Below are 24835 nucleotides of genomic sequence, written 5' to 3' on the forward strand. Positions count from 1 at the left end.
TATGTATGCCAGTATTCCCTCGAAGTCGTCACGAATCTTCTTTCGTCCTGAAATGGCTGTTTTCCAAACTTTGCCATCCGGATGTATCCTCCATCCTTTGTCCGATATGAACTTGCGTGTGATTGCTTCTTGTACCTCAAGACTTTCGCCCTCTTGCGCTTGGCCATACGAACTTACCCGACATTGGACTACGCAATTTTTGGTTTTATGACTTTGTTCCATATACCAATATTAAGCCGCATTTCTTCTATTAAGCCAAGTGTCAAAAGCAATATCCGCTATTCTATCGCATGCAATCCTCATTGTCTCAATTTGCTCGTCATTGTACTTATCCGCCGTCTGACCAAGTGATTTCCTAAAATATTCGAACGGGATGCCTTTAGAGACATCAAGTCCAACCTGATTGCTCGGTTTCGTTTTTTTCTGTTTATTTGTAATAATTTGGCACATCCCCATATAACAAAAGCTGCTGGCAAGGTGACGCGCCAGCGACCAATGCTGCAGTGACGTCACCTTTTGGATCAGGCTGTTATAAAACAAAACCACGATCACATTTCTATGATCGTGGTTTTTTAGTTTTCTTGCATTGACACAACTTGCACCTCAAGATGCGTCACCATTTTCTACCTCTTGGCTTTTCTTCGCCTATATTTGACAGCCTTAGCCGCATCTCCGCTTATCGCTAAACCTTTCCCCTTCAGAATTCTTTCAACCTCGAGTTCCTTGGTGATTTCCATATAGTCATTCGTTCCAGCGGCCAGCCTTCTTTCCTCTTTTGACAGGTCATAAATAGCCACAGCTTCGTTATTGATTGAAGTATTCCTTTCCCTTCTTATTTGTTTGTGAGTGCCTTTCCTGTAAGACGGACTTATCATGCGCCAGTAGCGCGACATAAACGCTCTTAGGTCACGTTGTGTCACTCCCTCATAGATTCTTAGATCCGTGTATGAGCCCTCGTTGGTTGGCAGTGGTCTGTTTATTACTTCCACAAATGGCTCCTTAGCTGGAGGAAGCCACAAGAATTCGATTCTTCCATCGGAGAGGACATACTCGATGATTTTGTGTTCCCACCATACTCCTACAGGCAAGGCTTGATCGACCAAAAACCTCTTTACTTCGGCGTTAAAGACTTTCTGGGCGACTGTTTCCTCCTTGGTTATATCAGACCGCTTGCTGTACCAATTTCCTATACTGGACATGTCAATGAATCCGTTTTTTGGTACATCAAACATTTGTCGAATACGACGGATACCTTCTTGGAATCCTGTACCCAAAATCAGTTTTTGAAGCAGGACATCGCCACGGCTTTCGTCACCTTTTTTCATACATCTATTGTCGCTCTTCTTCGAACTTTTTGGCAAGGCGCGGGATATTACTTTATTGCGAAGTAGTTAGTCCGGTGCTGTCCGAGAGTGTCACAGGCGATAAAGAGCTTTTCCGGCTTATTCGTGAAAAAGTTGAATCTCTCGCCGTCATTAGTGAATTCGGAAAACGGGATTATCATGCTGTCATTCGCCTTTATATTATCAGAGGGCTTGAAGTCGAATTTCGAGTTTAGACTGATCTTGCAGTTTCCCCAGTTGTAATCCTCCTTGTTGTCGATTTTGAAGGCGTTTGTGCTGTAGGTCACGTTTCCATTCAGTTCTTGAGGCAATCTTTTTGATACTTTCACTCCCGTTATGTCGGACGGGTTCTTGATCGCCTTCACAAACTCAACGACATAGTTTTCATCGTTTTCATTCAGATTTCCGGCATTGAGCAATGCCCCCTGATCCATTCCGGAAATGAAGAAGTCAACGACAACTTTTGTTTTTGGAGAATATGTAACTGTTAGTGTCTCACTGTCTTTTTCAAAATCCTTTTCCCACTCGTCGGCAACTCCGGATGCGAGCTGTTGTGATGTCGGTTCCAAATCAATGCTCGGTTTTCCCAATACTTGTTTCACCTCGTCAATGTTTTTGCCAATCAGGGATGGAACATCAAACGCTGCTTTCTGAACCTGTGGAGATTGAGTACCACTTTTAGCTTCTTGTGTTGGTGCTGGTGTGTTGTTTTGAGACTGATTTATCGTTTGACTGTTGTTTGATGTATTGCTCCCAATCACTCCCACACTGAAGAGTACGATTGCCACGGTAGCGACCCATTTAGCTGCTCGACCCCATTGAGTCTTTGTCCAGACGTACCAAAGAGCAAAGATTGGTACGAATGCGATAATTAAGATTATTCCCCACCACGTTTTGTAAAATGACTTCTTATCGTTTTGCGCCTCGCCAGTCGGCTGTTGTTGCATTTCCATAAGTGTTGTATCTAAATAATGGATAAACGGATAAGCTGCGTACTTAATCTGGCAATCGACCGAGGTTTTCCATACAAAAAACCCACCACCAGGTAGAGCCTTTCGACTCATGTACGAGTTTCCCCGCACAACGCATGACTGCGATCCTAATGATGGGATCTCTATAGTCATGCGGTTTTCGACCATGCCGGAGGATTGCTCCAACGGTTTAGGTCATTGCTATTCAGTTGTCGATTTCCATTATGCCGTATTTATGGCTATAAATCAAGCTTATTTCTAAATGGTGCTCGCCGTGGCTTGTGTAGTTGCATTTTTTACCAGAGCAGACATCGTTGTTTGATTTTTCTTCTTCTGTGGCTCAACTATTTGCATCTTCGTATTCCTGTCGCGCTTCTTGTATTTCTCGCTCATGATCTTGCTCGGAGGTCGCAATGTCCCGTGCAAGGTTAGCCAATACTCTTTCGCAAAACTTGATGATTTTTGGATCCATTGCCTTGGATTTTATTTCTTTGATTCGGACCTCGTTTTTCCGCAGCTCGCGCGCGAATATATTTTCGTCGACTGCGCCATTGCCACCGCCGATCTGTCGCATCCGAGTGTCAATCGTATCCAAGATATTTTCGTCGTCCGTCGCGGCGATAATTTCAAGGCAAAGCAAGGGATCGACAGAATTGGAAATAGGAAACATCTCTATTACCTTAAAAATGTTTTCTTTTTTACCTGTGGCGATTAACTCTGATAAAGCCTCATGCAATGCTTCGCCTCCTATATGTTGAAAAAACTCACCCAAATGATAGCCAATGCCGTCTTGCTCTGGATCTATTTCTTGGAGCCAGCCCAGAATGATCTCCTTACTGCGAGGGTTGTCGCGAATGAAAGTCGCCGTACCAGATTCGAAGTGATGCGGGATTGCGTCATAGCCGCTGTTGTAAGAATGTTTTATTCGGCGTTCAAACACCGACATCATCAGATTAAAATTGACCGCTCCAAGAGCGTGGAGGATTTGTAGCTCCTTATGATCGAGTCGCTTTACGTTGACTAACATTTCTACGAGTGCCTCAAGCTCTTGCTGATCCCACTCCTCCAAGTTGATCCACTTGCAGTGCAGCGCGAAACCGAGTTGATCTGCGAACATGGCATCCAGTTCTGGATACTCCTTTATTTTTTCTATGAGTGCTTTGCGAATTTCTTTGTCTTGTGTCGATAGAAATGCGAGTACCCTAATCGAGTGATACTCGAGTGATCTGTTCATCTCGCCATCTTTTAAGAAAGAGAAACGCCCGTCTTTTCTCGCAATCTCGAGGATAAGTTTTATATCTTCATCGCGGATATTAGCCACAGATGGGTCAATTCCACCAGTGGAGAAATATGATATCAGGATTCCATCGGTTTGTTCTGTGAGCTGATCCTTTGCGATGCGAGCAACCTGTTCGTCCCATTGTTCAATCGGACCCTTCCGAAGTCCCCAGAGTATATCGCGCAAAAAGAAATATAGACCCGTTTTGTTTCTGAAGGCGTGCCTTACAAATACAGCAGCTACTGCTGGTTTTTTTTCTGCGATTTGCGCAAGGAAACCTCGCAGTGTCTCATAGAGCCAATCCTCGACACAGTCACGAAAGTTAGCAACCGCGTCTATGCGCCTGTACCATTCACCAGCATTTTCTTCAGTGATTGAATCGAGTAGCTCCTTAAGCTCTTCTTCTTTTTGACGTTGCCCCTCTTGCCATTCCTCCACATCGCGACGCAGACGCATTTCGTCTCCGGCGAGAAGACTGTATAGTCGGTAGCCGCCTTTATCCTCGCGTATGCGTCGTAGAAGCTCTTCAGCGCCTGTGATCTTACGCGCTCGCGTATTGAAAAGCGATAGCTGCTCTTCGATTTTGTAAACGACGGGATATAGCATTGTCATTGTGCCCGCAGGGAAAACGATTTTTTCGTACGCTGCGACAATAAACCCCGTATCTGCTTCCACCATTTCTGCAGACCGTTCGAGAAAATTAGGGTCGCTCTGAAATGGTGAGTCTGACCCGCAGGTAGCGCAACCGATTGTCGTTATGATTTTTGCTTTCTCGCCGGTTGTAGTCTCCTTTTCGTATCGGTTTAGGAGAAGTCTTATTGTATCGCGGCGCAGATTTTTCAAGAACTTCGTCGCATCAAGCGGGCCACGATGGAAAGTAAACGTATACATATCCGTCTGGGAAGTTCCATCGAAATCAGGACCGAGAAGATTGCAAAGCATCTCATGTGCAATGTCTGTCGGTACACTATGACTTCCGATGAAGTCGAGTATAGCGCGGTACGGACTGTATCCAATCGCATTGAGGATATGGTAATTATATTTCGCAGTGTTTTTAAGTACTTCTGCTACCTTTTTTCTAACCTGTTCATTCTCATCGGATGCCAGATTGGTGATTACCTCTAATGCATCAGCTGTCTTGTCGTGGATAACTTGCTCGAGCAGCTCGATACAAGCTATCTTTACGGCTGCGGAAGTTCCGCCGATGGTACGCGCCATCTCGAGCACAATCTCGATCAGCGGGTACTCGCCCTTGTTCGTGCGGTAATAAACCAGATCGTGGAGAGTTCTGATCCGCTCTAATAGAGCGCCCTCGTTCGCTGTTATGAAATCTCTCTTGATGCGCTTTTTGTATCGAGTAGTAAGCCGATCATTCGATGTATTCCTGTGATGCCCGCAAATACGTTTCCACTCAGAAACATATGTGTCGATGCCTTTTTTGATAACATGATTTTTATGCAGTCGGAGAGTTGCAGTTTTCCTGCCGGCAGCTACTTGCGATTTGTACAGAGGCTTCATGGACTCTGGCGAGAGATACGTCCAGTATGCAAGTTGTTCTTCGATGTTTACAGCTATCAAAATGACAGGCAGCGAAGAGCTATGTGCGTGGCTAAGCAAGTCAGTACTGCATGTCGCGGAAAACGTACCGTCCTTGTTGACCTTGAGGGGCTTTATCTGTACTTTCAGCATATTGCCACTCACTTCGTCTTGCTCGCCGAGTAAATGCACGTACCCATCGATGAGGGGCACGTCGTCTTCGCCTCCTGTTAGCTCCGTCCGCAAAGAGTTGCTGTTGAAGAGGAGATTCAATACGGCGATTTCCTGCTTTTCGATTCTTTTCGCGCGGGAGTGTTTAGTCATGTATGGCATCATACTCTTACTCCACGTCGTTTACTATGAGTCTATGAGCCGTCCTTGTATTGGGAATAGTCTTTTCGCGCTTTTATCGCAAACATTGAATCAGCTCCTGCCCTTACGTTTCTGAGAAGTTCTGCGATCTCTGGCAAGCATTGTGAAGGATTGTCGTTGTAATCGAAAAACGGAAAAAATAGCTACAAAAATGTGCCTATATTGACTTTTTAGGAGTACGGTGCTATTTTATACAGACCTCAGAAAATTGAGGTTAGCGTAGTAAACTTCACAATTCGACCAACCTTTGAGTTACACAACCTGTCATTTTGTTGACAGGTCCGTACTCAACAAAGGAGATAGTCATGGAAATGCCGAACACCTCGATCAGAGATGCCCAAGTTGGCGATTTCGAATGGGTTGCCGACCTCATGCACCACGCGCTCGATCCGTATTACGGTGGCGATCATCACGCCCACGCAAAACGCATCTTTGATGCGCACATAGCGGGCGGACACGATCACGTAGGGTTCTTCTCGTTCGAACAGCATATGTTCATCCTCGAAGTAAACGGGGAACGAGCCGGAGTCCTTCACTTGGTTGGTAAGCGGCAGTCGACATACAAGGTCAGCCCGCTCATCGTCGCCCCAGAGTTCCAGAATCAGCTGGGAATCGGAAGCAAACTCCTCGACCATGTAGAAAGTTACGCGCGCGGTAATCAAGCTCGCCAACTCTACTGCACCGTCGCAGAAAAGAATGTTTCTGCAATGCAGTTTTTTCTTCGGAAAGGATTTATCCGCGCAGGAAGCTCCGACAGTCACTACAAGAGCGGCGTGACCGAGGCGATGCTTTACAAGCCCCTCTATGGAACGGGTAAGATCAGATCACTGGATCAGCTCCACGTCTCTGTCTTGCCCCTCGACGAAGTCAATACCGAGATGAAAACCGAGGTGGCTCGGCTCTTGCTCGAAAAGTTGCCAAGCTCATTCGAAGGTATCACCGATGAATGGGTCACAGCACTCTTCGATGGCTACACCAGACGGAATACGGCAGACATCAATGCCAAGTACAAGTTGATCTTCGTTGCTCTCGACAGCACGGGTCGTGTAATTGGCGTAGCCGGAGCAACGCCGAAAAAAGGAAGTCCGATTAAGATTATGCCTTTTATTGCAACGAGCACCGTTGCATTTGAGGCGCTTCTGATCGACATCCCGCATCAGCTGGTGCCGTACGGTCACAAGCTCTACATTCACATCAACCCAACTGCGGATGAGGTGGTTTCACTTCAGCGCCTCGGGTGGAAACTGGATGCAGCCCTGCCGAATGCCTACTACCAAGGGGTTGTCACTCAACAGTGGAGCCTCAACATTGGAGAAACGCTTATGCGAACCATCAGAATCAAGCGGAAATTCTTTGACCTGATCAAATCAGGCAGGAAGACCCTTGAGGTGCGGGTCGGTTACCCAACCATCAGTCGCATCCAAGTTGGCGAGCAGATCAACCTCGTGACGCACACCGAAAGTCTCGTTGTTCGAGTCAACGCTATTCGGCAATACGCAAGCTTTGATGCGATGATCGCAAAGGAGCCGTTCAAAAACATCGCTCCCGACGCCTCCTCACGAGAGGAACTGCTTGTCCTGCTCAAGAATATCTACCCCGCCAACAAAGAAAAGCTCGGCGTTATAGTACTCGAGCTCAACAAGTAAGGAGAGTAAGCCACAGAGTGGCAAACCAAAAGCCCAAACAAGGATCGTCTGGGCTTCTTTTTTTCTTTACTTTTGGAGTTCGATTTTTATTCCTACCACCCCATACTTCTCCTGATCTTCTTTCGAATAGAACCTGCCGATTTCTTCGAGAAGAAACTTTTTCGATTCCCCGCCGAAATACTTTGGAGGAAAATCAGAAAAAAGACTCTCAAACGAATCATAACGATATAGCGCTTTCACTTTTGCTTTCACTGTTTCCACTGGATTGTCATTTCGGGAAAATTCGATTTCATCACCGATATTAATCAGTTGGCGCTTTTCGTCAAAAAGACGGGACTCGATAACCTTCTGCCCATTGGCGATTTTCTCAAAGGGTTCTTTGGCGAGTTTCATCTGATGAATAGTCATATTGCACATGTTTTATAATGAATCATGATCTCCACAAATAGCGTATCAGAAAACGTTTTCTGCTTCAAGCTGAAGAGTTTCTGATGCACAAGAAGGATGCTGAAAGCTCTTGTGAACCGATCAAACCATTTTTCATTTCCCAAATTCTGCCTCTTCGTGAATTTCCTTGGGTGTGAGTCGGACGATATCGTTCTATATGGAGGAAAGTTAAAATATGACGATTTCGTTTTTGGCCTGCTCAATGAAATATCCCATGCTTTCCCGCCCGGCTGCTTTGACTGCAGAGGCAAATTGGGGATCCTTACTGTACCAGTCATAATAGGTGTCTCTGTGGATATGAGTGTGTTCGCAAGCTTTCGTAATTTGTCCGAGAGTCATCGAAAAAACTGCCAAGAATAACTTCTTCCTTGCTTCAGTTCTTTTTTGTTCGTTTTTCACTTTTTGAGATTCCATATAAAATCTGACATATTAGACATAGAAAAAGTACAGTGTACGCTTTTGTCGGAAACTGTAGGATTTTAGACTCTTTTTGCAATGCTTGCCAGCTGTATAGTCCCATATCCGCTTTTTTCAGAATTTTTCCCCGATTAGTTCCCCCTCTTATCCTTTAGGGTTCAATACCAATGAGGTATCATCAAAAGCAGTTTTTTCTTTACAGAATCCCGAGTTATACTGAATACAGAGCATTTGAGTACGCTGGGCTTAATAGTTGAAACGCTTGTTTCCACCGCAAAACGTAGTTTTCCAAGGTGTTCCAGCTTAACCCCTTTAGGGCTACCAAGAAAAAGTACTGGCACAAATTTATACAGATTTAGTCACCATCCAAAAGGAACGCAATACAAACACTACGGTGTGTTTGTATTGTTTTATTACTCAAATAGTCCATGGAGCATATGCACAGAAATCATCCTTCAAATCATTGACAGCTCTTCCCTTCTTTGCCACTATTATCTCAGCGGTTCCGGTTGGATCGCCCAGCAAACCGAGGAGCGAGATCATGGGAAAGACTGATGAAGACCCGCACGATGAGAATGAATCGTTAAAGGAAGAGATTAAAAGTCTCATCCGACAGTATCGTAAGAAGGATCGTTCAGAATCGGATTGCAAAATCATCGGAGAATTGCTTGCAATATATGCCAATACAAACATTGGCAAAAAGCAACGTGAGAAGGTGGTTGGATGGCTGATAAATCGGATGCTCAAGAAAAAGACGAAAACTATCGTCTAGGAAAAGCTCTACATCTTCCTCCGCTCCAAAGTAGAAACGCTCAACGAAAAGAACCGAGGGAAATTTATTTCCGCCACAGAGAGCGCGGACGGCGAGAGAAAAATTTCTCAGCTAAAAAGAAAGCTGGAGAATCTTCAGAGGAAACAACGGTCATCGAAGTAGCCACGCAAAAAAACGCCCCGAAACAAAAACGTTCGGGGCGATGTTTTATTCTCTACCAAAATACATGGCACTCACGCCGAGTAGCCACCAATTGACAGTCTGATATTCCCCTGTCAAAGTAAGAATCACCAACATTCTTCTAGAAACACTTTCTCAGGGCGTGCGCTCGCTTGAGTGAATCGCCTCCAATATTTTATGCCTCTTCTTGCCATTGAAACCTCCTGCGATGAAACAGCTGCTGCTGTTGTAGAAAAAAATGGCGACGCCGTTCGTGTTCTCTCGAGCATCGTCTCATCACAAATCGCACTTCACGCGCCCTTTGGCGGCGTCGTCCCCAATCTCGCCGCGCGCGAACACACCAAGAACATCTCCTCTGTCATCGAGTCGGCACTCCAAAAGGCACGCGTCTCACCAAGCGACCTCGACGCAATTGCTGTCACGGCAGGGCCTGGACTTGCACCCGCCCTCCAAATCGGCGTCACCGCTGCAAAGACACTTTCCTATCTTTGGAAGAAACCCCTCATCCCTATTCATCATATCGAGGGGCACATCTACGCGAATTTCATACACGAAATACCGTCAGACATCGCCCATTCCAGTCTTCAAACACCACCCTCTATTTCCTTCCCACTCCTTGCTCTCGTTGTTTCCGGCGGCCACACCGAAATCGTTTTGATGCGTGATCATTTCACCTATAACATTCTCGGCGAAACAGAAGACGACGCTGTTGGCGAAGCCTTCGACAAAGTCGCCAAAATGCTCGGACTCCCCTATCCCGGCGGTCCTGAAATTGCCACAAGGGCAGAGATATTTCAAAATGATCCTACGCGAACGAATCACGATACAACAACATTCGCTTTTCCGCGTCCAATGAAAGAAAGTGGTGACTACCGATTCTCTTTCTCCGGACTCAAAACAGCTGTTCTCTATTTTCTCAAAAAGCACGAAGAAGAAAAAACAGACGAGCATTTTATCAATGCCGTCTGCTCCGAATTCCAAGAAGCCGCCCTCGATGTACTTATCAGCAAAACCTGTCGCGCTATCGCAGAACATCATCCACGAACCATCATTATTGCGGGCGGTGTCTCGGCTAATACCGAACTCCGCCGCCGCATGAGCGACATGGTCACGCGCGATTTCCCCAAGACGAAATTCCTCATGCCACCTTTCAAATACTCTCTCGACAACGCCGCCATGATCGGCGCCGCCGCCCTCTTCCGCTGGGAGCACATGGAAAATCGAGAACAAGAACTTTCTCACACTAACTGGCAGACACTCGTCGCAAACCCAAATATGCTCCTTGGGAATTGAAATTTTCTGCGCCCAGTGCTACTATTTCCCCATATGAAGACGGAAATCCCCAAAACCTACGAACCCAAAGATCACGAAGACGCTATCTACCAAACATGGGAAGAAAGCGACTTTTTCAATCCAGATACATGCATCGAAAAGGGTGTCACTGCACCGGATGCACCACCATTTTCTATTGTTCTCCCTCCGCCCAATGTCACAGGCACACTCCACCTGGGTCATGCCGCCATGCTCGCTGTCGAGGATATCATGGTGCGCTACCACCGCATGCGAGGCGATCGAACGCTCTGGATTCCCGGCACAGATCACTCCGCAATTGCCACCCAAGAAAAAGTCGAGCGAACGATTTGGAATGAGGAGCAGAAAACTCGTCATGATTTCGGGCGCGAAATATTTCTCGATCGCGTCAAAAAGTTCACGCAAGACTCGCATGACACCATCGTCAATCAGTGTAAAAAAATGGGCGCTTCACTCGATTGGTCACGCGAGGCATACACACTCGACGAGGCGAGAAATCGCGCCGTCAATGAAGCCTTCCGACGAATGTTCGAGGACGGCATCATCTACCGCGGTCCGCGCATCGTCAATTGGGATCCGAAATTCCAGACCACCATCTCCGATGACGAAGTCGAGCGTCGCGAAGAAAAGGTTCCCCTCTACTACTTGCAATACGGTCCATTCGTCATCAGCACCGCGCGCCCCGAAACCAAATTCGGCGACAAATATGTAGTAGTACACCCCGACGACGAACGATACAGAGACTACGCGCACGGACAAACGATAGAAAACATTGAGTGGATTAATGGGAAGATAACAGCAACTGTCATTAAAGATGAAGCCATAGATATGGAATTCGGAACGGGTGCCATGACAATCACGCCCTGGCACGACGCCACCGACTTCGACATCGCTACTCGGCATAACCTCGACAAAGAACAAATCATCGGCTACGACGGAAAATTGCTCGATATCGCCGGAGAAGATTTCCGAGGTCTCGACATCGTACAAGCGCGCAAAAAAATAGTCGCGAAGCTTCGAGAGAAAAATCTCGTCGTCAAAACCGACGAAGACTATCTCCACAATATCGCTGTGAACAGTCGCGGCGGCGGCGTTATTGAACCACAAATCAAAGAACAATGGTTCGTCGATGTCAACAAAGAATTCAAGCGGGAGGGAAGGCTAACTTCACTCAAGTCACTCATGCAACACGCCGTCCGATCCGGCGATGTCACCATCATCCCCGAACGATTTGAGAAAACCTATTTCCACTGGATCGACAATCTCCGCGACTGGTGCATATCCCGCCAAATCTGGTTCGGTCACCGGATACCCGTGTGGTATCGGGGCAAAGAAGTATACTGCGGAATCGATGCGCCAGAAGGTGCCGAATGGGAACAAGACCCCGACACGCTCGACACATGGTTTTCATCTGGACTGTGGACATTTTCGACACTCGGCTGGGGTTCCGACGAAGAAAAGTGGCAGCGAGAAAAAGTGTACCATCCGACAAGTGTTCTCGAAACCGGCTACGATATTCTCTTCTTCTGGGTCGCCCGCATGATACTCATGTCGGAATACCTCCTCGGTGAAGCGCCGTTCAAAACCGTCTATCTCCACGGACTCGTCCGTGACGAGCAAGGTCGCAAGATGAGCAAATCAATTGGCAACGTCATTGATCCACTCGAAATGACCGCGAAGTATGGCACCGACGCCGTACGCCTCGCCCTCGTTATTGGGAGTACACCCGGCAATGACATTCGACTTGGCGAAGAAAAAATCGCCACCTTCCGCAACTTTACCAACAAACTCTGGAATATAGGACGATATATTCTTCAACAACCAGAAAAAACAGATGCTTCAAAAACTTTGTCAGACGCCGATCATTGGATACTCTCGAGACTAGGCGAAACTGTCTGCGAAGTGACTCACCTTATTAAGAGCTACCAGTTTTCACTTGCTGGAGAAACACTTCGCGATTTCACCTGGAACGATTTCGCCGACTGGTATGTCGAGGTACACAAAGTGGAAGGAAATAACACCGTGCTCAAACAAGTCTTCGAGACGCTCCTCACTCTCTGGCACCCCTTCATGCCATTTGTCACCGAAGCGCTCTGGAGTCACCTCAACAAAAACACGCTTCTTCTCACAACGCCCTGGTCGCAAGGCGTAGCACCTGAATCAATTTCCACTGGCAAAAGTTTCGCCACAATCATCGACATCATCACTCGCATACGAGCGATACGCGCCACATATCGCCTCGATGCCAAGCGCCCCGTAACCGCCACATTCGTCTGCCAGGATGCAACCTTTATCGAAACAAATTCTCTTCTTCTCAAGCGACTTGCCCGAATCGGCGAGCTCTCAATTGTAAATGGAAATACGAAGCCAATTCCGCACGCAGCAAAGATAATCATCACGGACACGCAAATCTTCCTCCATCTCGAAGGACTTATCGATATCAATAAGGAACAAACAAGACTCAAAGCCGAGCTCGATAAAGCTGAAGCCTTTATCAAAAACACTTCCTCTCGCCTTGCAAACGCGTCTTTCATCGCGAAAGCACCCCCAGAGCTCATCAAAAATACCCAATCACTCCTCGAAGAACAACAGAGAAAGCGCATCGAGATACAATCTGCCCTCAAAGCTCTTCTATGATCTACGCCATCATCCGAGGATGGCTTGCCGGCATGGCAGTTCTCCTCATCGAAATCCTCTTCGGCGCATTTCTCTTCGCTCCAAGTTTTTCTCCCCCTCTCTCATCAGAAACATTTGCCCCGTCTTTCCTCCCGATTGCATTCATCGCTCTCCTCGAAGAAGGCATGAAATTCATTGCGCTTCGTGGCATCAGCAAAGAAATGACACCGTTCTTTCGAAACGCTATCTTCAAAGGACTGCTGGTTGGACTCGGATTCGCACTCTTTGAGATATGCATCAAGATTCTCTTCTACACAGAGAGTCCCACAAAAGATCCTTTTGTACTTGGCACTATGAGTAGTACATCCCTTCACATCATAACCGGAGGCATACTTGGTGCCGCCTGGTTTTCCCGCATCAAGGAGCGATCCCCAATTATCCTCCTTGCATTTTTTCTCCTTGCCTTTATCATTCACACTCTCTACAACTCTCTCCTTGCTCCCATTCTCTTTAGTCACGTTTCATAATCGAGAATTTCTTGCGATTTTTCTCCGTTTCGGTATACTACACACATATGTCTAATCGATAATTTTTGATTGAAAAAATAAACATATGACAAAACAAAAACAATCTTTCTTTGAACGATTGACCGGTGCCCGAGCCGTCGACGAATCCGCATCACAGGTTCCTATCTTCGAAGAATCCTCCGAAGAATTCGTCGAGACCTACGGCGCACCCGAAACACCCACTATGACACATGCTACCATGCCCCAAGAATCTGAATGGATGGGTAATGCCTCAGAAGGTCAAAACGACACTATTGCACAAGATGATGCCGAGGGGCAGCTCACCATCGACGTCTATCAGACAGACGACGCCATCGTAATCAAGTCAACCATCGCTGGCGTCAAGCCCGAAGACCTCGACGTCGCCATCAACAATGACATGGTCACCATCAAGGGCGAGCGCAAAAACGAAGAAACCGTTCCCGATGGAAACTACTACTACCAAGAATGCTACTGGGGACCCTTCTCTCGATCCATACTCCTCCCCGTCGATATCATCTCAGACAAAGCAGAAGCCTCACTCAAAAATGGTATACTCTCGATTCGTCTCCCGAAAGCCGACACAACAAGAATCAAGCGAATTCAAGTGCGAGGGTTCTAATCATTCTTCTCCGAATATCGAACCCCGAAAGCCCGGCTTGTCTTTTTCGCAAGCCGGGCTTCTCTGCCCGAAAGTAACTCTCGATATGTCCACGAAGACACTATCACTTTTATTTTTATTCCTCTGCTGTTTTGAAGGAGGCTTTTTTGCTTCCTCCGAAAACGCCCGAGCCGAATCACTCACTCCCGCTCTCTCATCTATACCTCAAACACTTTCGCTGTCATGGGACAATGGAACGACGACGCTTTCACAAGAAATACTCAGTGAGTGGTTTCATCCAACAAACACGCTCCGATTTCAAATAGATCATCAGACTGAGGCATTCTCGCCGACTCTCTGTCCTTGGAAATTATTCTTCTGCAATTTTTCCCTCACAGAAAAGGCCCGATATTCCATTGGTTCCGAAACATCTTTTGCCTTCGATGAGACCGCCGCGCAACAATTCCTCAATCAAATTCGCGAAGAAAATCGAGATAACCCCATCGATGCCGTCTTCACCGTCGGAGAGAACAATACTGTCTCAGCTTTCGCTCCGAGCCGAAACGGATCCGAACTCGACACAACTGCCGGACTAAAAGTCCTCGAAGAAGCTCTTCGCACTTCTCATGAAAGAGATATCGCACTCAAAATCCCCAGCGTCACCCTCTTGCCAAAGATTGCATCGACAGATGCCGATAGTCTCGGCATCACACAGTTTCTCGGCGAAGGACGAACGAGTTTCGCTGGATCGCCAAAAAATCGCATCTTCAATATCAAACGAGCCATGGAACAATTCCAAGGCACCCTCATCGCGCCTGGAGAAGATTTCTCCTTCGTCAAGCGCCTCGGTGAAGTCGATGGCGAACATGGCTATCTGCCCGAACTCGTCATCAAGAGAGGTAGAACTGAGCCGGAATTCGGCGGTGGTATCTGCCAAGTTTCAACGACCCTCTTCCGGGCGGCACTCAACACCGGACAAAAAATCACCGAGCGTCGCAATCACGCCTATCCCGTAAGCTACTACAAGCCCTACGGCATGGACGCTACTATCTACATCCCCAAACCCGATTTCCGCTTCATGAACAACACTTCCGGACACATCCTCGTCCAGGTCGCAATCGAGGGAAGCGAGCTCGTCTTCCGATTCTACGGAACGCCCGACGGGAGGAGCGTCTCTATAGACGGTCCTCATATTCTCGAACGATCCCCAGACGGCGCCATGAAGACTGTTTTCACGCAAACAGTGCTCGCTGCAGATGGCTCAACAATGATTGAAGATACTTTCAAGAGCTCCTACGATTCCCCGAGCAAATACCCTCACCCTAGCACAACAGAAACCTTCACTGAGAAACCCAAAGACTGGTCAGAGAAACAATGGAGTGCCTATACCAAAACCGGCGAACTCCCGCGTTGACGAAAGACGTGCACTTTGCTAGGATTCCAATACTTCTCCCTCGAGGAGGAGGTGTTGTTTGTGGACACAGAACACACGTACAGGAGCGCGCATAGCTCAGCTGGTAGAGCAGTTGGCTCTTAACCAAACGGTCGGGGGTTCGAATCCCTCTGCGCGCACCAAGAAAGAAAAATCGCCCCGATAGCTCAACGGATAGAGCAGGGCTCTTCTAATGTCTTAACGAGAGTTCCCCGCCTGCCTGTCTCTGCCCTCGTAGCTCAATGGATAGAGCAGGGCTCTTCTAAGGCTTTGATGTTGGTTCGATTCCAGCCGAGGGCACAGGCATTGCGGGCAGGGACACTTTCTTTGGGAGCACAGAAAACAAAATCAAAGACATCTGTGGAAATCTTCGGCGGGGTGACTATCGTTCAATGGTAGGACAGCGGTTTGTGGTACCGCTAACGAGGGTTCGATTCCCTCTAGTCACCCCAGCGAAGAGTTCCATTTCTTGCCGAACGAAAAAGCAGCCCGACAACGGCTGTTTTTTTTGTTTTCATACCGAGATTATTTCACTTCAACACGAGAATGACTTCTTTTTCAAGAAGTACTGGCGCCTCTCGGGCGAGAATTTCTCGAGAGCATATCGAAGCATAGTGCGCGGCATCTCTGTCGCGTATTGTTCGAGAAATCGAATAAGTGTCAATTCGTCCCGCTTCCCGATTTCGCGAAGCATCCAGCCCGTCGCCTTGTGAATCAGATCATGTGTGTCCCGAAGCAAGAGTGTGGCAAGCGAAACCGTATCATGAAAGTCTCCACTTCGTACGAATCGATACGTCGCAAGTATCGCCATCCGCCGTTCCCAGAGATTTTTCGACCGTGCAAATCGATACAATATATCCCGATTTTTCTGTTGCGAGAGGAAATCTCCAACAATATTGGGCGTCGTCACATCAACCAAATCCCAATTATTCACCGCCTCCCGATGCGCAATGTAAAAATCAAAAACCGTCCGCTTCTCTGGCACGCTTTTCGCCTCCTCATACCGGAGAACAAGTATCAGAAGCCCGATCATTCGCTCTTCATGCCACGAACTCTCCAGAAGTTTCACAACTTGAGAGAAATCGATATTCCGATACTGTTTAGAAAGCTTCCGCACTTCCCCCATAGTGAGTCCCAAAAATCGATCCCCTTCACCATACTCCCCCTTCCCTGTTTTGAAAAACCGCGCACTCGCCCGCGCACGTTCCTTTGAAGCATTCTCTCGGATATCTTTTTTGAGATCTTGAAAACTCATACTATTCTTCATGACTATTATTCAAAGTACTCTTCATGCTAATTGCTTTAGCTTCCCTACAAAATCATCGGGACTAAAAATTTGTAGAATATCAAAACCCATCCTTTCGTAAACACCACTTTTATAGATACAATCGTCTATAAGTACCACATCTTCGCATCGTAAATTATTCTCTTTCAAATACTCGTCAAAAAACGGGATTCGATTAGGATTCTGTTCATCAATATCTTGCTTGAGCACACCTCTCTCAAAAGAATTAATGATACCGTCAAAATGTTCCGAAAGCCGCATTGCTGGAACAGCAAACCTCGTAAAGGTATCCATATTGTCCGTCGCAATGACACACCTCGTTCCGTTTTCTCGCAATTTCTGCACAAGTGGAAGAATTTCATCAGAGACCAAACGCATCGACTCGCAACTCTCTTTGAGATCCCGAAAAATAATGCCGCGAGAATGCCCAAATCGATCGGAAAGCATTTCTGAAATCTCTTCCGCGTTCACTCTTCCTCGCATCCAATCCATCACTACTGGCATATTCTCTCCAAATAAGTATTGAGAGAGTGGAGTATGCCATTCGTGCCGCGGATGTTCGGGATTTTTCCACTGATCCCAAAAGAGCGACGTCGAAAGTGTGTTGTGCCAATCAAAGAAGATGGTTTTGTATCCTTTATGAAAACCCATATTGATGACCTTCAAATCTATTTCTGCGCATTCCGTATTTTTCTCTGTACCTCATTCAGTTCTTCATCGGACATTCTCGGTCCCTCGACGGTCGTGAGGTAGCCGATATATTCCGGATAGAATTCGACGTGCTTACTCCAAACTCCTGTTTCGCCGGCGAGTTTCCCATGAAGCGGAAAGAGCTTGGCATGCACATGTGCAACGCCAGTTCCCTCAAAAATCATCGCCACTCGTGGAGTATCGAACGTCTTTTCAAGAATCTTTGCTACCGTTCGCGCCGCATCAAGCAATCCATGATAATCCTCATCTTTCAGACTGAAAAGATAGTTTCCTGTATTCACTTTGGGAATAACCACTGTCATTCCTGGCGTATTGGGAAACGGGGTCAGAAAGGCGAGATAGTTTTCATCTTCCCATACTTTCCATGATTTGATTTCACCGGAAATGATTTTGTCGAAGAGAGTCATAGACATTTCATCGTTATACAATATTATCGATACACTGCAACAACCTGACGAATGATAAGTTCGTCCGGCTTGATATACTTTCCGGTGAAATCGAACCACACGGTCATGAAGTCTTCTCGCTCCAACTTTCTCATCGAACCTACCTCTGGATCTTGGAGGTAGATAGAGTCACCGTCCAATCCTGCTACCACGGAATAATGTCCGTCAGCCACATCCGAATCGGTGTAGTCCGTTCGTCCTCGTGTAAACCAGTTCACGATTACGGGAACCTTCTTGTCAAGCCACTTCTCAATATCTTCAAAAGTGCTCTCATTTTTTATTTCTACCATGAAGCCAAGCTGCTCAGCAGCATTCTTTAACCCCTGATCACTTGTCCCCAAATCATCATTTGTTCCGCAGAGCCGTGCCAGTTCCTGTTCTGTTTTTTCAACACCATAATATTCCAAAACAATTCTCAAAGAAGCTGGACCACACATGCCGGCATGCAAGGTTTCTTGGAACGGTTTGAGAGGAAGTATTTCTTTCATACGTCTATGAAAACATTTACGAAACAAACGGGTTCGGCATATCGAAGATCAGCTTGTCGAGAGTGTTTATCTTGTCCGGATGAATGCCGTATTTCAAAACATAGAGATCCCCGACTGCACAAAAAAGCGCCTTACTATAATCGAACCCGAGCTTCTCCGATACCACTCGCACAGAATCTTCACTCTTTCCTTCCACTTCCACAAATGGCTCGAGAAATGGCCACTCGTCAAGAGTAATCTCCACACCGTCAAGCGTCCACAATTCGCGCTTTGACTCTTGATAAGATTTTCGCACGCACCCAATTGATTCGAGAAGCTCAACCGCATCATTGAAGCTGTTCACTTCGAGACACAGCTCTTTCTGATTCTCAATATTCTTTCCATCAATTGTCTTCAGACTTAATGTCACCTTGTCGCCCTCATCGCGAACACGAAGCCATGAATTCTCAGCATCTTCTTTATTGGGAAGAAAGAATGGTATGCGCCTCTGGAGATATTCCGGCCGAACCAAAACAGCGCCCGCTGTTTTCAATCGCTCGCGAATATCATCTTTCTCAATATTCGTAAAAGTCGCCTCGTACTCGATGTTCATGGATTCCTTTACAATACACGTATTATTTCCGACTGAAAAAATTGCTCCTGAAAACTCGTCGCCTTTCGAATCTCCTCATCACTCATATCTTCAAGTGATTTCGGAACAACTACTAACTTGTCATCGTCATCGTTCAGGCGGTGAATAATGGCGATGCATTCTCCTTTGAAGGATTCTATCGGTTTCTCAACGCCGAGAACATACGCGTCGAGCTCCTCTCCATCTGGAGCCTTTGTGCCGAGAATATATCCATAGTTCACCTCATACACAAAGCCGTGTTTCGGATGCTTGCTCCGGAGCGGGCGGTCGATGATAACCTCGACTTCTTTTCCGAGGTATGGCTTGGCGAGTGAGAGGGATATGGATTCCATGATAGGAATGATAGCATCACCGCCCAGCACAGGCAAAATAACACTATTGAATATGGCGGTGTTGGGGAATACTCGTAGTAGGCACTCCTGTTTGTTTCTTTAGCTGTCTATCGGGTATATTAAAGACAGTCGTCATTTTCTCTCTAACCCATGTCTAAAAATTTACCCGTAATAGTTCAATCAATAGTGTACCGAAAGAGAGGCGGGGATTTTGAAGTCCTCCTTCTCAAAAGAACAGAGGAGCGCGGTGGTTTTTGGAATGCGGTAAACGGAACACTTGAACGTGATGAATCAGTAGCCGAGTGTCGTACGCGAGAGCTTTCCGAAGAAGCGGGCATCAGAAATGTGTTGCGGTGGAGCGATGAAATCAATAGATTTAGTTTTCAATACCATGAGTCTCCCTTTGTCGTCGTAGTCTACGCCGCAGAAGTAGCCACTGATCAATTGGTAGTAATCAATGAGGAACACACCGAATACAGATGGGTTAGTTTTGGCGAGACTCTCCAGATGATGAAATTTGATGACGATAAAAACGGGTTACGAATTCTTCAGAAGACACTCCTATGAATATCTATCTTGCAACCAGGAATACAGGAAAGCTTATGGCGGCACAGTCCGCATTTGATGGAACGGGCATAACACTCTTACCCGTCACGCGTGAGTACCCGGAAATTCAAGCCGACACCAGCGCCGAGATCGCCCACTTCACTGCACTCGCTGTTGCGCGAGACTACCATGCTCCAGCGATTCGTGAAGACCATAGTTTGTACGTCAATGCCTTGGGTATTCCGGGTCCGTATATGAATTTCTTCAACAGAAAAGTTTCTGTCGCAGTACTTCTCGCTCTACTTTCGCAATTCAAAGATCGCAGCGGATATTTCGAAATAGCAGCGGCTTACGCCGAGCCAGACGGAGCAACAAAAGAATTCACATTTCAAGTCCCTTGCACATTTGCAACCGAGGAGCGAGGGACACTTCAGAAAGGATGGGATAGAATCATCATACTCGAAGGCGAGTCGCGCACCCTTGCCGAATATCCCGAAGCAGAAAGATTGAATGTATGGAACAAAAACTTTCTCGCAATCAGGAAGATGATTGAGGAAGGAAGATAATGATAGTGCTATCCTTCCGCAACTTTCCCGTTCTCAGAAAGTTCTGCAAATTTGGTGGTCATGGTGGGATTGCCGCGGGTGAGTCTTTTGATGGTTAGGTCTTCGGCTTTGTTATTTGCAAGGCGCAGGTTGTTTTCGGATGACAAGAGCGCGTCTTTGGTTTTCTGAAGATGATCTATAGTTTTGTCTATTTCTTCAATGGCGGTTTTGAATTTACGGCTAGCAAGATCATACGTCCTTGCGAAACCATCCTTGAATTTATTTATATTCTCCTCAAAGTTGGTGATGTCGACATTTTGATTCTTTACCAGCGCAAGCTCGGCTTTGTACTGAAGCGAATTCATAGCCGCATTGCGGAGCAGCGTTATCATAGGGATGAAAAATTGCGGGCGAACAACATACATCTTGGGATACTTATGGAAGACATCGACAATACCCGCATTGTAGAGCTCGTTTTCTGCTTCCAGAAGTGAAACAAGGACCGCGTACTCGCACTTCTTCTCTGTGCGATCCTTATCAAGCTCGCGCAAGAAATCTTCGTTTCGATGCTTCGTAGCCGTCTCATCGCCTTCATTCTTCATTTCGAACATGATAGAGATAATTTCATTGCCGGCCTCATCCGTTTCACGATAAATATAATCCCCCTTGCTGCCGGTCTTGGAATCATTATCTTTTTCGAAGTATGCATGCGGAAACGCTATTGCCCGAAGCTTGTTAAACTCAATTTCACAATGTTGTTCCAGGGTTTCACCTACCATTTTGGTACTCAACTTCAACTTCAAGTCTTTGTACCGCTCAATAATTTCGTCTTTTGATTTCAGTTCATTTTCATACTTATCCTTCAAGGAAACCTCGCGAAGTTGCATTTCGTGTTCCTTGCCCTGCAGCTTGATCTTGAAATCATCTCGCTCTTTTTCGACCGGGTTGACCGCCTCGCTGATGGCGAGTTTTTTCTGAATCTCCGCACTCTCGATTTTTGATTTCATGTCGGCTATCTCCGTTTCCTTCTTTGCCAAAATCTCGAGAAGTTCCCGCTCCTTCTCGGCCTTGAGCTCAGCCAAATCCCTGTCCTTTTTTGCGAGGTCCGCTTGCAGTATGTTCTTGATATTTGCCTCGGCAAGTTTGACGGCTGTTTCTTTCTCTTTCTCAAGCATTTCAACGCGCTCATGCAATTCTTTTTCAAATTCAGCGTCATGAACCTGCTTGAGGATATCGGCAAATCCCGCCTCATCAACCTTGAAAGCCTTTTCACAATGCGGACAGATAATTTCATTCATAGTGATTTTTCATTATCGATTTCCTTTCGCGCGATTATGTGTCTTGCAGAGCATCTGGCAATTCTTTGCATCCGTTGTACCACCCTTACTCCAAGCCGCCACATGATCTGCATCCATTTCGTCAATTTTCCATATTTTGTCCTTGTTAGCATCATGCCCAAGCGCACAAAGAGGGCAATTTGATTCTTCTTTCTTTTCAGCTTTCACTGTTTGTTCTCGATACACTGATTTTTTTGTTGCCTCATCAAACACGCGCACATTGAGCAATTTGGTATCAATAGCGCCTCCCAAAATAAATTCAAACACGCCTTTGCGGTTTTTGACATACGGATCGGCATAGAGTTCGTCAAGATTATAATGCTCGACTTTACGAATAACCTCTCTTTTTCCCTCTTTCTGGACTATTTCCAAAATGGAAATAGTTGACACATTCAACTCTTTCTCCTTGAGAATATTCTTGATATGTTTGTTAATCGCGGGAACATTCACATCAAAAACGTCCGCCATTTGCCGTTGCGTTGCCCAAACGGTTTTTGCGTTCACATCCCCGCGCAATTCCAGCGCACCGTTTTTCGCCTGATAAATAAGAGGTTTCTTCGTTGTGGTCATAGCTTTATGATAGCATGTGCGACACTTCATCCATCGCTACATCTTTTATCTGGATTTTCGGGGACATAGAAATTGAGAGGTAAATTATTCATCGATATTTTTCTTGAGAAAATACTACATTTGCGAAATTTCAGGGGATGTTTGAAGTGGGTTCTGGGCTTGTGTTATCTTATTAGCTTTAGTAAGTTTTTTGTGTTGCTCTTGAAAATCATCGCTTCTTATGATGTCTTGCAGTAATGCCGTTGAGTGCACGAGTGCAATTCCAGTATTTTCAGTAAAAATTGCTCTCACCTCACCCGTTTGTCGACTTATAGCTTCATCTCTATAAGGTACATATGCGCCAATAACACCAGCCAATTTAATCTCTACTGGACCTCCAATTTGAATCGAGTTATTTTTTATTTTTACTGGAGTTGGTAATAAAAATACCGGGCTACCGCTATTTCCCGGAAAAGCGAAACCGTCCATGAAAAATGTTTTATCATGATTGATCCGTGAAATAACTCCCTTTCGTATTATGGGATTTATCGAGTTGTCGTTTTTTAATTCATTTATGCCTGGCTGAAAGGATAGAAAGAACAAATCAACTAGCTCTTGAATTTCTGATATATCGTTTATAAAGAGACTATTTGGAATAAATTTAGCTTTATCCAACTGTGGCGCGAGTGGAAATGGCAACAAGGCAATATCAACATTATTATTACCATGTTTCTTCCAAGAGAATCCCTGACTTAATATCTCTTCGATGGGTTTAAAGTTTACTCCAAAATTTTTATTATTTAGGAATATGAACATTTGCTGATAATTATTTTCAACTACATGTTTAGCGGTCGCAACATAAAACACATCATCTACCTGAATCAGAAAACCAGTTCCTGAAAATACCGGCTCGTTATTTCGCATAAGCCCAAAAAACACGGTGCTTTCTTTTATTTGTGATATTAATTCTTTCATATTTCTAAAAACTTATTTCTTTCTTATGCTGAATGAGCACTCTCTGATAAACTTTTTCTAATAAACCCTCCCGGATGACTACCCCGCTTGCATTCAAATCATAAGTTCCTTTTCTTCCGAATTTATCTAAATAAGCATTCTTACATTCAGCGGATGTGTATACCTTTATTTTTTGTTTATACAAATCCTCATTTTCGTACATTCCAACAATCTCAAACTGCTCGGGTGAATACTTATCGAGAAAACTGATCGGCACGCCCATCACGCCATCATATAATCGCTCAAGATAGCACCGATAAACGGCACCTCAATAGCATCGTAATTGTCATATTGCGTATAGAACTCATCGTTCTTTGCCCGTTTTGCACTTGTAAGATTCTTATTTGCCATATCATTATTTCCAAATCGGGGAATATCGGCGCCATCAAGAATACCAAAACCCACTCCCTCCATCCTACTCCTCTCTTCTTCCCATTTCAAGCCAAAAACCAAACAAAAAACACACCCTCTCGGATGTGCTTTTTGCTTTCTGCGAATCAATCGGTAACAAAATAGAGAAGATTACTCACAGCCAAGAGCTTTTTTGCACGCCGCCATTTGGTCACCCGCTTGTTCGCAAGCGGAGCACTGAAGAGCCTTTGTGTCAGTTCCCGACATCGGAAGCGAGCCCGATTCCAGAGGAGCCGTTCCCGGCAAAGTACTCGGTACTGGCAAAGCCTTCATCATTTCCGCAACATCGGTAAACACCACGTCCGACGGAATGGCAAACATAGCTTCGTCTGCCGTCCATGGATTACAGTCGTACGAATATTTATGATTGAAATCTTTGGCAACATCCTCCGGACGCGAAGGAATCGTCGTCCCATTTGCTGTATCCTTTTCCATTGCAGGAGAATCCAATTTCTGGTTCATTGCCATTTTCATACCCTGTTTCGTCGCCTCATTCCAAAAATATGTCGTATTGCTCCCCGTATCGAAAATCATATTTGATCTGGTTGTCATTCCTGCATTCTTGTCAGAAAGATCCGTACTCAAAAGAGTTGCTCGACCTTTTCCGTCCGACACATAGAACGTGCCTTCCGATTTCGACATATCGCTCTCATCGGAGAAAGTACACTTCTGCGATTTCCCCCCTCCCAAAAGATCCTGAAAAGACATCTTCACCGCATCTTTTGACGGCATCGTTCCCACTTCCTTTTCATCACTGACAACTCCATCCATCATTGTCTTATTTTTCCCCGATCCGCTCACCACAAGAAATCCCGCCAGAAGAATAAGGATACCCACCACCACACCAATCATCATTCCCTTTTTCTTCTTCGTCTCAGCTTCTGTACCATTCGATGTTGTTTCTTCCATACAAATATTTTAAAGCGCCAGCATTCCCCAGTATACACCATCCCCTCCCTGAAACACTATGAAGCCAAAGAGCGGTCATCCCCAACAAAAAAACCGCCTCCCATGAGGCAGCTTTTCTGTATTGGCGGGACATACTGGACGATGTTCGAGTTTATTTCTTAAT

The 24835-nt window shown here is 45.9% G+C and carries 26 protein-coding genes, 3 tRNA genes and 1 pseudogene; 13 read left to right on the forward strand and 17 right to left on the reverse strand.

All coding sequences use genetic code 11. The annotated features are described in order from the left end of the window. Positions 1-231: 231 nt before the first annotated feature. From IPJ67_03145 to IPJ67_03160, 4 genes are all read right to left on the reverse strand, one after another. Positions 232-552, reverse strand: coding sequence for a hypothetical protein (locus IPJ67_03145; protein ID QQR77127.1), 321 nt, complete (start codon positions 550-552; stop codon positions 232-234). A gap of 71 nt (positions 553-623) precedes the next feature. Continuing rightward, entirely contained in the window at positions 624-1325 is a 702-nt protein-coding gene (locus tag IPJ67_03150) for a hypothetical protein (GenBank protein QQR77128.1), read from the reverse strand. 47 nt (positions 1326-1372) lie between these two features. Then, positions 1373-2407 carry a hypothetical protein gene (locus tag IPJ67_03155; GenBank protein QQR77129.1) on the reverse strand — a complete coding sequence of 345 codons (1035 nt, stop codon included), beginning with the start codon at positions 2405-2407 and terminating at the stop codon, positions 1373-1375. A 247-nt stretch (positions 2408-2654) separates the two neighbouring features. Further along, the gene (locus tag IPJ67_03160) at positions 2655-5465 is read right to left on the reverse strand and encodes a DUF4365 domain-containing protein (protein ID QQR77130.1); all 2811 of its coding nucleotides are present in this window, start codon (positions 5463-5465) and stop codon (positions 2655-2657) included. A gap of 341 nt (positions 5466-5806) precedes the next feature. Between IPJ67_03160 and IPJ67_03165 the strand changes: the two genes are divergently transcribed. Continuing rightward, on the forward strand, positions 5807-7147 hold the full coding sequence (locus IPJ67_03165) for a GNAT family N-acetyltransferase (GenBank protein ID QQR77131.1): 1341 nt from the start codon (positions 5807-5809) through the stop codon (positions 7145-7147). A 66-nt stretch (positions 7148-7213) separates the two neighbouring features. Here the strand turns inward: IPJ67_03165 and IPJ67_03170 are convergent, their stop codons facing one another. Together IPJ67_03170 and IPJ67_03175 are read right to left on the reverse strand one after the other, a co-directional pair. Further along, positions 7214-7555: an ASCH domain-containing protein gene (locus IPJ67_03170; GenBank protein ID QQR77132.1), complete on the reverse strand. Its 342-nt coding sequence runs from the start codon at positions 7553-7555 to the stop codon at positions 7214-7216. Between the two features lie 207 nt (positions 7556-7762). Beyond that, entirely contained in the window at positions 7763-8008 is a 246-nt protein-coding gene (locus IPJ67_03175) for a hypothetical protein (protein ID QQR77133.1), read from the reverse strand. Between the two features lie 544 nt (positions 8009-8552). On the opposite strand from IPJ67_03175, the gene IPJ67_03180 reads away from it, so the two are divergent. The 10 genes from IPJ67_03180 to IPJ67_03225 all read left to right on the forward strand — a co-directional run bounded on the left by IPJ67_03180 (position 8553) and on the right by IPJ67_03225 (position 15920). Continuing rightward, positions 8553-8783, forward strand: a complete 231-nt coding sequence (locus IPJ67_03180; GenBank protein ID QQR77134.1) for a hypothetical protein — start codon at positions 8553-8555, stop codon at positions 8781-8783. Then, positions 8735-9040 (forward strand): hypothetical protein, encoded by a 306-nt coding sequence (locus IPJ67_03185; GenBank protein ID QQR77135.1) that lies wholly within the window; start codon positions 8735-8737, stop codon positions 9038-9040. The genes IPJ67_03180 and IPJ67_03185 overlap by 49 nt, the downstream gene beginning before the upstream one ends. A 100-nt stretch (positions 9041-9140) precedes the next feature. Next, positions 9141-10256: a tRNA (adenosine(37)-N6)-threonylcarbamoyltransferase complex transferase subunit TsaD gene (tsaD, locus tag IPJ67_03190; GenBank protein ID QQR77136.1), complete on the forward strand. Its 1116-nt coding sequence runs from the start codon at positions 9141-9143 to the stop codon at positions 10254-10256. Positions 10257-10289: 33 nt separating this feature from the next. After that, complete coding sequence (locus IPJ67_03195; GenBank protein QQR77137.1) at positions 10290-12911, forward strand: valine--tRNA ligase; 2622 nt, start codon at positions 10290-10292, stop codon at positions 12909-12911. Beyond that, positions 12908-13417 carry a PrsW family intramembrane metalloprotease gene (locus IPJ67_03200; protein ID QQR77138.1) on the forward strand — a complete coding sequence of 170 codons (510 nt, stop codon included), beginning with the start codon at positions 12908-12910 and terminating at the stop codon, positions 13415-13417. Before IPJ67_03195 ends, IPJ67_03200 begins: the two co-directional genes overlap by 4 nt. Positions 13418-13502: 85 nt before the next feature. Then, complete coding sequence (locus IPJ67_03205) at positions 13503-14057, forward strand: Hsp20/alpha crystallin family protein (GenBank protein QQR77139.1); 555 nt, start codon at positions 13503-13505, stop codon at positions 14055-14057. Between the two features lie 85 nt (positions 14058-14142). Then, positions 14143-15450, forward strand: a complete 1308-nt coding sequence (locus tag IPJ67_03210; protein ID QQR77140.1) for a VanW family protein — start codon at positions 14143-14145, stop codon at positions 15448-15450. Positions 15451-15535: 85 nt separating this feature from the next. Then, a tRNA-Lys gene (locus IPJ67_03215) sits at positions 15536-15611 on the forward strand. 85 nt (positions 15612-15696) lie between these two features. Continuing rightward, positions 15697-15768: transfer RNA gene (locus IPJ67_03220), tRNA-Arg, on the forward strand. Positions 15769-15846: 78 nt separating this feature from the next. Continuing rightward, positions 15847-15920: transfer RNA gene (locus tag IPJ67_03225), tRNA-His, on the forward strand. An 83-nt stretch (positions 15921-16003) separates the two neighbouring features. Here the strand turns inward: IPJ67_03225 and IPJ67_03230 are convergent. Genes IPJ67_03230 through IPJ67_03255 form a run of 6 tightly spaced genes read right to left on the reverse strand, consistent with a single transcriptional unit; the run spans position 16004 to position 19361 of the window. Further along, positions 16004-16723, reverse strand: a complete 720-nt coding sequence (locus tag IPJ67_03230; protein ID QQR77141.1) for a DNA alkylation repair protein — start codon at positions 16721-16723, stop codon at positions 16004-16006. Between the two features lie 33 nt (positions 16724-16756). Further along, complete coding sequence (locus tag IPJ67_03235; protein QQR77142.1) at positions 16757-17404, reverse strand: haloacid dehalogenase-like hydrolase; 648 nt, start codon at positions 17402-17404, stop codon at positions 16757-16759. A gap of 17 nt (positions 17405-17421) precedes the next feature. Further along, a complete protein-coding gene (locus tag IPJ67_03240) occupies positions 17422-17871 on the reverse strand; it encodes an HIT family protein (GenBank protein QQR77143.1) in 450 nt (149 codons plus the stop codon). 23 nt (positions 17872-17894) lie between these two features. Continuing rightward, positions 17895-18398, reverse strand: a complete 504-nt coding sequence (locus IPJ67_03245; GenBank protein ID QQR77144.1) for a C39 family peptidase — start codon at positions 18396-18398, stop codon at positions 17895-17897. A gap of 16 nt (positions 18399-18414) precedes the next feature. Further along, positions 18415-18990 carry a CYTH domain-containing protein gene (locus IPJ67_03250; GenBank protein ID QQR77145.1) on the reverse strand — a complete coding sequence of 192 codons (576 nt, stop codon included), beginning with the start codon at positions 18988-18990 and terminating at the stop codon, positions 18415-18417. An 8-nt stretch (positions 18991-18998) separates the two neighbouring features. After that, entirely contained in the window at positions 18999-19361 is a 363-nt protein-coding gene (locus IPJ67_03255; protein ID QQR78036.1) for an inorganic diphosphatase, read from the reverse strand. Positions 19362-19547: 186 nt separating this feature from the next. On the opposite strand from IPJ67_03255, the gene IPJ67_03260 reads away from it, so the two are divergent. Beyond that, entirely contained in the window at positions 19548-19928 is a 381-nt protein-coding gene (locus IPJ67_03260; protein QQR77146.1) for an NUDIX domain-containing protein, read from the forward strand. After that, positions 19925-20473, forward strand: a complete 549-nt coding sequence (locus IPJ67_03265) for a hypothetical protein (GenBank protein QQR77147.1) — start codon at positions 19925-19927, stop codon at positions 20471-20473. Before IPJ67_03260 ends, IPJ67_03265 begins: the two co-directional genes overlap by 4 nt. Before the next feature lie 8 nt (positions 20474-20481). On the opposite strand, the gene IPJ67_03270 is transcribed toward IPJ67_03265, so the two are convergent. The 5 genes and pseudogenes from IPJ67_03270 to IPJ67_03290 form a co-directional block, all read right to left on the reverse strand. Beyond that, positions 20482-21750 (reverse strand): DUF2130 domain-containing protein, encoded by a 1269-nt coding sequence (locus IPJ67_03270; protein QQR77148.1) that lies wholly within the window; start codon positions 21748-21750, stop codon positions 20482-20484. 12 nt (positions 21751-21762) lie between these two features. Continuing rightward, positions 21763-22389 carry an HNH endonuclease gene (locus IPJ67_03275; GenBank protein ID QQR77149.1) on the reverse strand — a complete coding sequence of 209 codons (627 nt, stop codon included), beginning with the start codon at positions 22387-22389 and terminating at the stop codon, positions 21763-21765. An 84-nt stretch (positions 22390-22473) separates the two neighbouring features. Then, positions 22474-23313, reverse strand: a complete 840-nt coding sequence (locus tag IPJ67_03280; protein ID QQR77150.1) for a trypsin-like peptidase domain-containing protein — start codon at positions 23311-23313, stop codon at positions 22474-22476. Between the two features lie 4 nt (positions 23314-23317). Then, positions 23318-23766: pseudogene (locus IPJ67_03285) on the reverse strand (hypothetical protein). A gap of 108 nt (positions 23767-23874) precedes the next feature. Beyond that, entirely contained in the window at positions 23875-24672 is a 798-nt protein-coding gene (locus IPJ67_03290; protein QQR77151.1) for a hypothetical protein, read from the reverse strand. Positions 24673-24835 lie beyond the last annotated feature (163 nt).

The sequence above is a fragment of the Candidatus Moraniibacteriota bacterium genome, assembly GCA_016699385.1.
Taxonomy (GTDB): domain Bacteria; phylum Patescibacteriota; class Minisyncoccia; order Moranbacterales; family UBA1568.

Bases quoted from the DNA above. Each gene is read 5' to 3' on its own strand.
- IPJ67_03150 (QQR77128.1), bottom strand. From the start codon at position 1,325: ATGAAAAAAGGTGACGAAAGCCGTGGCGATGTCCTGCTTCAAAAACTG.
- IPJ67_03155 (QQR77129.1), bottom strand. From the start codon at position 2,407: ATGAGTCGAAAGGCTCTACCTGGTGGTGGGTTTTTTGTATGGAAAACC.
- IPJ67_03160 (QQR77130.1), bottom strand. From the start codon at position 5,465: ATGATGCCATACATGACTAAACACTCCCGCGCGAAAAGAATCGAAAAG.
- IPJ67_03165 (QQR77131.1), top strand. From the start codon at position 5,807: ATGGAAATGCCGAACACCTCGATCAGAGATGCCCAAGTTGGCGATTTC.
- IPJ67_03170 (QQR77132.1), bottom strand. From the start codon at position 7,555: ATGACTATTCATCAGATGAAACTCGCCAAAGAACCCTTTGAGAAAATC.
- IPJ67_03175 (QQR77133.1), bottom strand. From the start codon at position 8,008: ATGGAATCTCAAAAAGTGAAAAACGAACAAAAAAGAACTGAAGCAAGG.
- IPJ67_03180 (QQR77134.1), top strand. From the start codon at position 8,553: ATGGGAAAGACTGATGAAGACCCGCACGATGAGAATGAATCGTTAAAG.
- IPJ67_03185 (QQR77135.1), top strand. From the start codon at position 8,735: ATGGCTGATAAATCGGATGCTCAAGAAAAAGACGAAAACTATCGTCTA.
- tsaD (QQR77136.1), top strand. From the start codon at position 9,141: ATGCCTCTTCTTGCCATTGAAACCTCCTGCGATGAAACAGCTGCTGCT.
- IPJ67_03195 (QQR77137.1), top strand. From the start codon at position 10,290: ATGAAGACGGAAATCCCCAAAACCTACGAACCCAAAGATCACGAAGAC.
- IPJ67_03200 (QQR77138.1), top strand. From the start codon at position 12,908: ATGATCTACGCCATCATCCGAGGATGGCTTGCCGGCATGGCAGTTCTC.
- IPJ67_03205 (QQR77139.1), top strand. From the start codon at position 13,503: ATGACAAAACAAAAACAATCTTTCTTTGAACGATTGACCGGTGCCCGA.
- IPJ67_03210 (QQR77140.1), top strand. From the start codon at position 14,143: ATGTCCACGAAGACACTATCACTTTTATTTTTATTCCTCTGCTGTTTT.
- IPJ67_03230 (QQR77141.1), bottom strand. From the start codon at position 16,723: ATGAGTTTTCAAGATCTCAAAAAAGATATCCGAGAGAATGCTTCAAAG.
- IPJ67_03235 (QQR77142.1), bottom strand. From the start codon at position 17,404: ATGGGTTTTCATAAAGGATACAAAACCATCTTCTTTGATTGGCACAAC.
- IPJ67_03240 (QQR77143.1), bottom strand. From the start codon at position 17,871: ATGACTCTCTTCGACAAAATCATTTCCGGTGAAATCAAATCATGGAAA.
- IPJ67_03245 (QQR77144.1), bottom strand. From the start codon at position 18,398: ATGAAAGAAATACTTCCTCTCAAACCGTTCCAAGAAACCTTGCATGCC.
- IPJ67_03250 (QQR77145.1), bottom strand. From the start codon at position 18,990: ATGAACATCGAGTACGAGGCGACTTTTACGAATATTGAGAAAGATGAT.
- IPJ67_03255 (QQR78036.1), bottom strand. From the start codon at position 19,361: ATGGAATCCATATCCCTCTCACTCGCCAAGCCATACCTCGGAAAAGAA.
- IPJ67_03265 (QQR77147.1), top strand. From the start codon at position 19,925: ATGAATATCTATCTTGCAACCAGGAATACAGGAAAGCTTATGGCGGCA.
- IPJ67_03270 (QQR77148.1), bottom strand. From the start codon at position 21,750: ATGAATGAAATTATCTGTCCGCATTGTGAAAAGGCTTTCAAGGTTGAT.
- IPJ67_03275 (QQR77149.1), bottom strand. From the start codon at position 22,389: ATGAAGTGTCGCACATGCTATCATAAAGCTATGACCACAACGAAGAAA.
- IPJ67_03280 (QQR77150.1), bottom strand. From the start codon at position 23,313: ATGAAAGAATTAATATCACAAATAAAAGAAAGCACCGTGTTTTTTGGG.
- IPJ67_03290 (QQR77151.1), bottom strand. From the start codon at position 24,672: ATGGAAGAAACAACATCGAATGGTACAGAAGCTGAGACGAAGAAGAAA.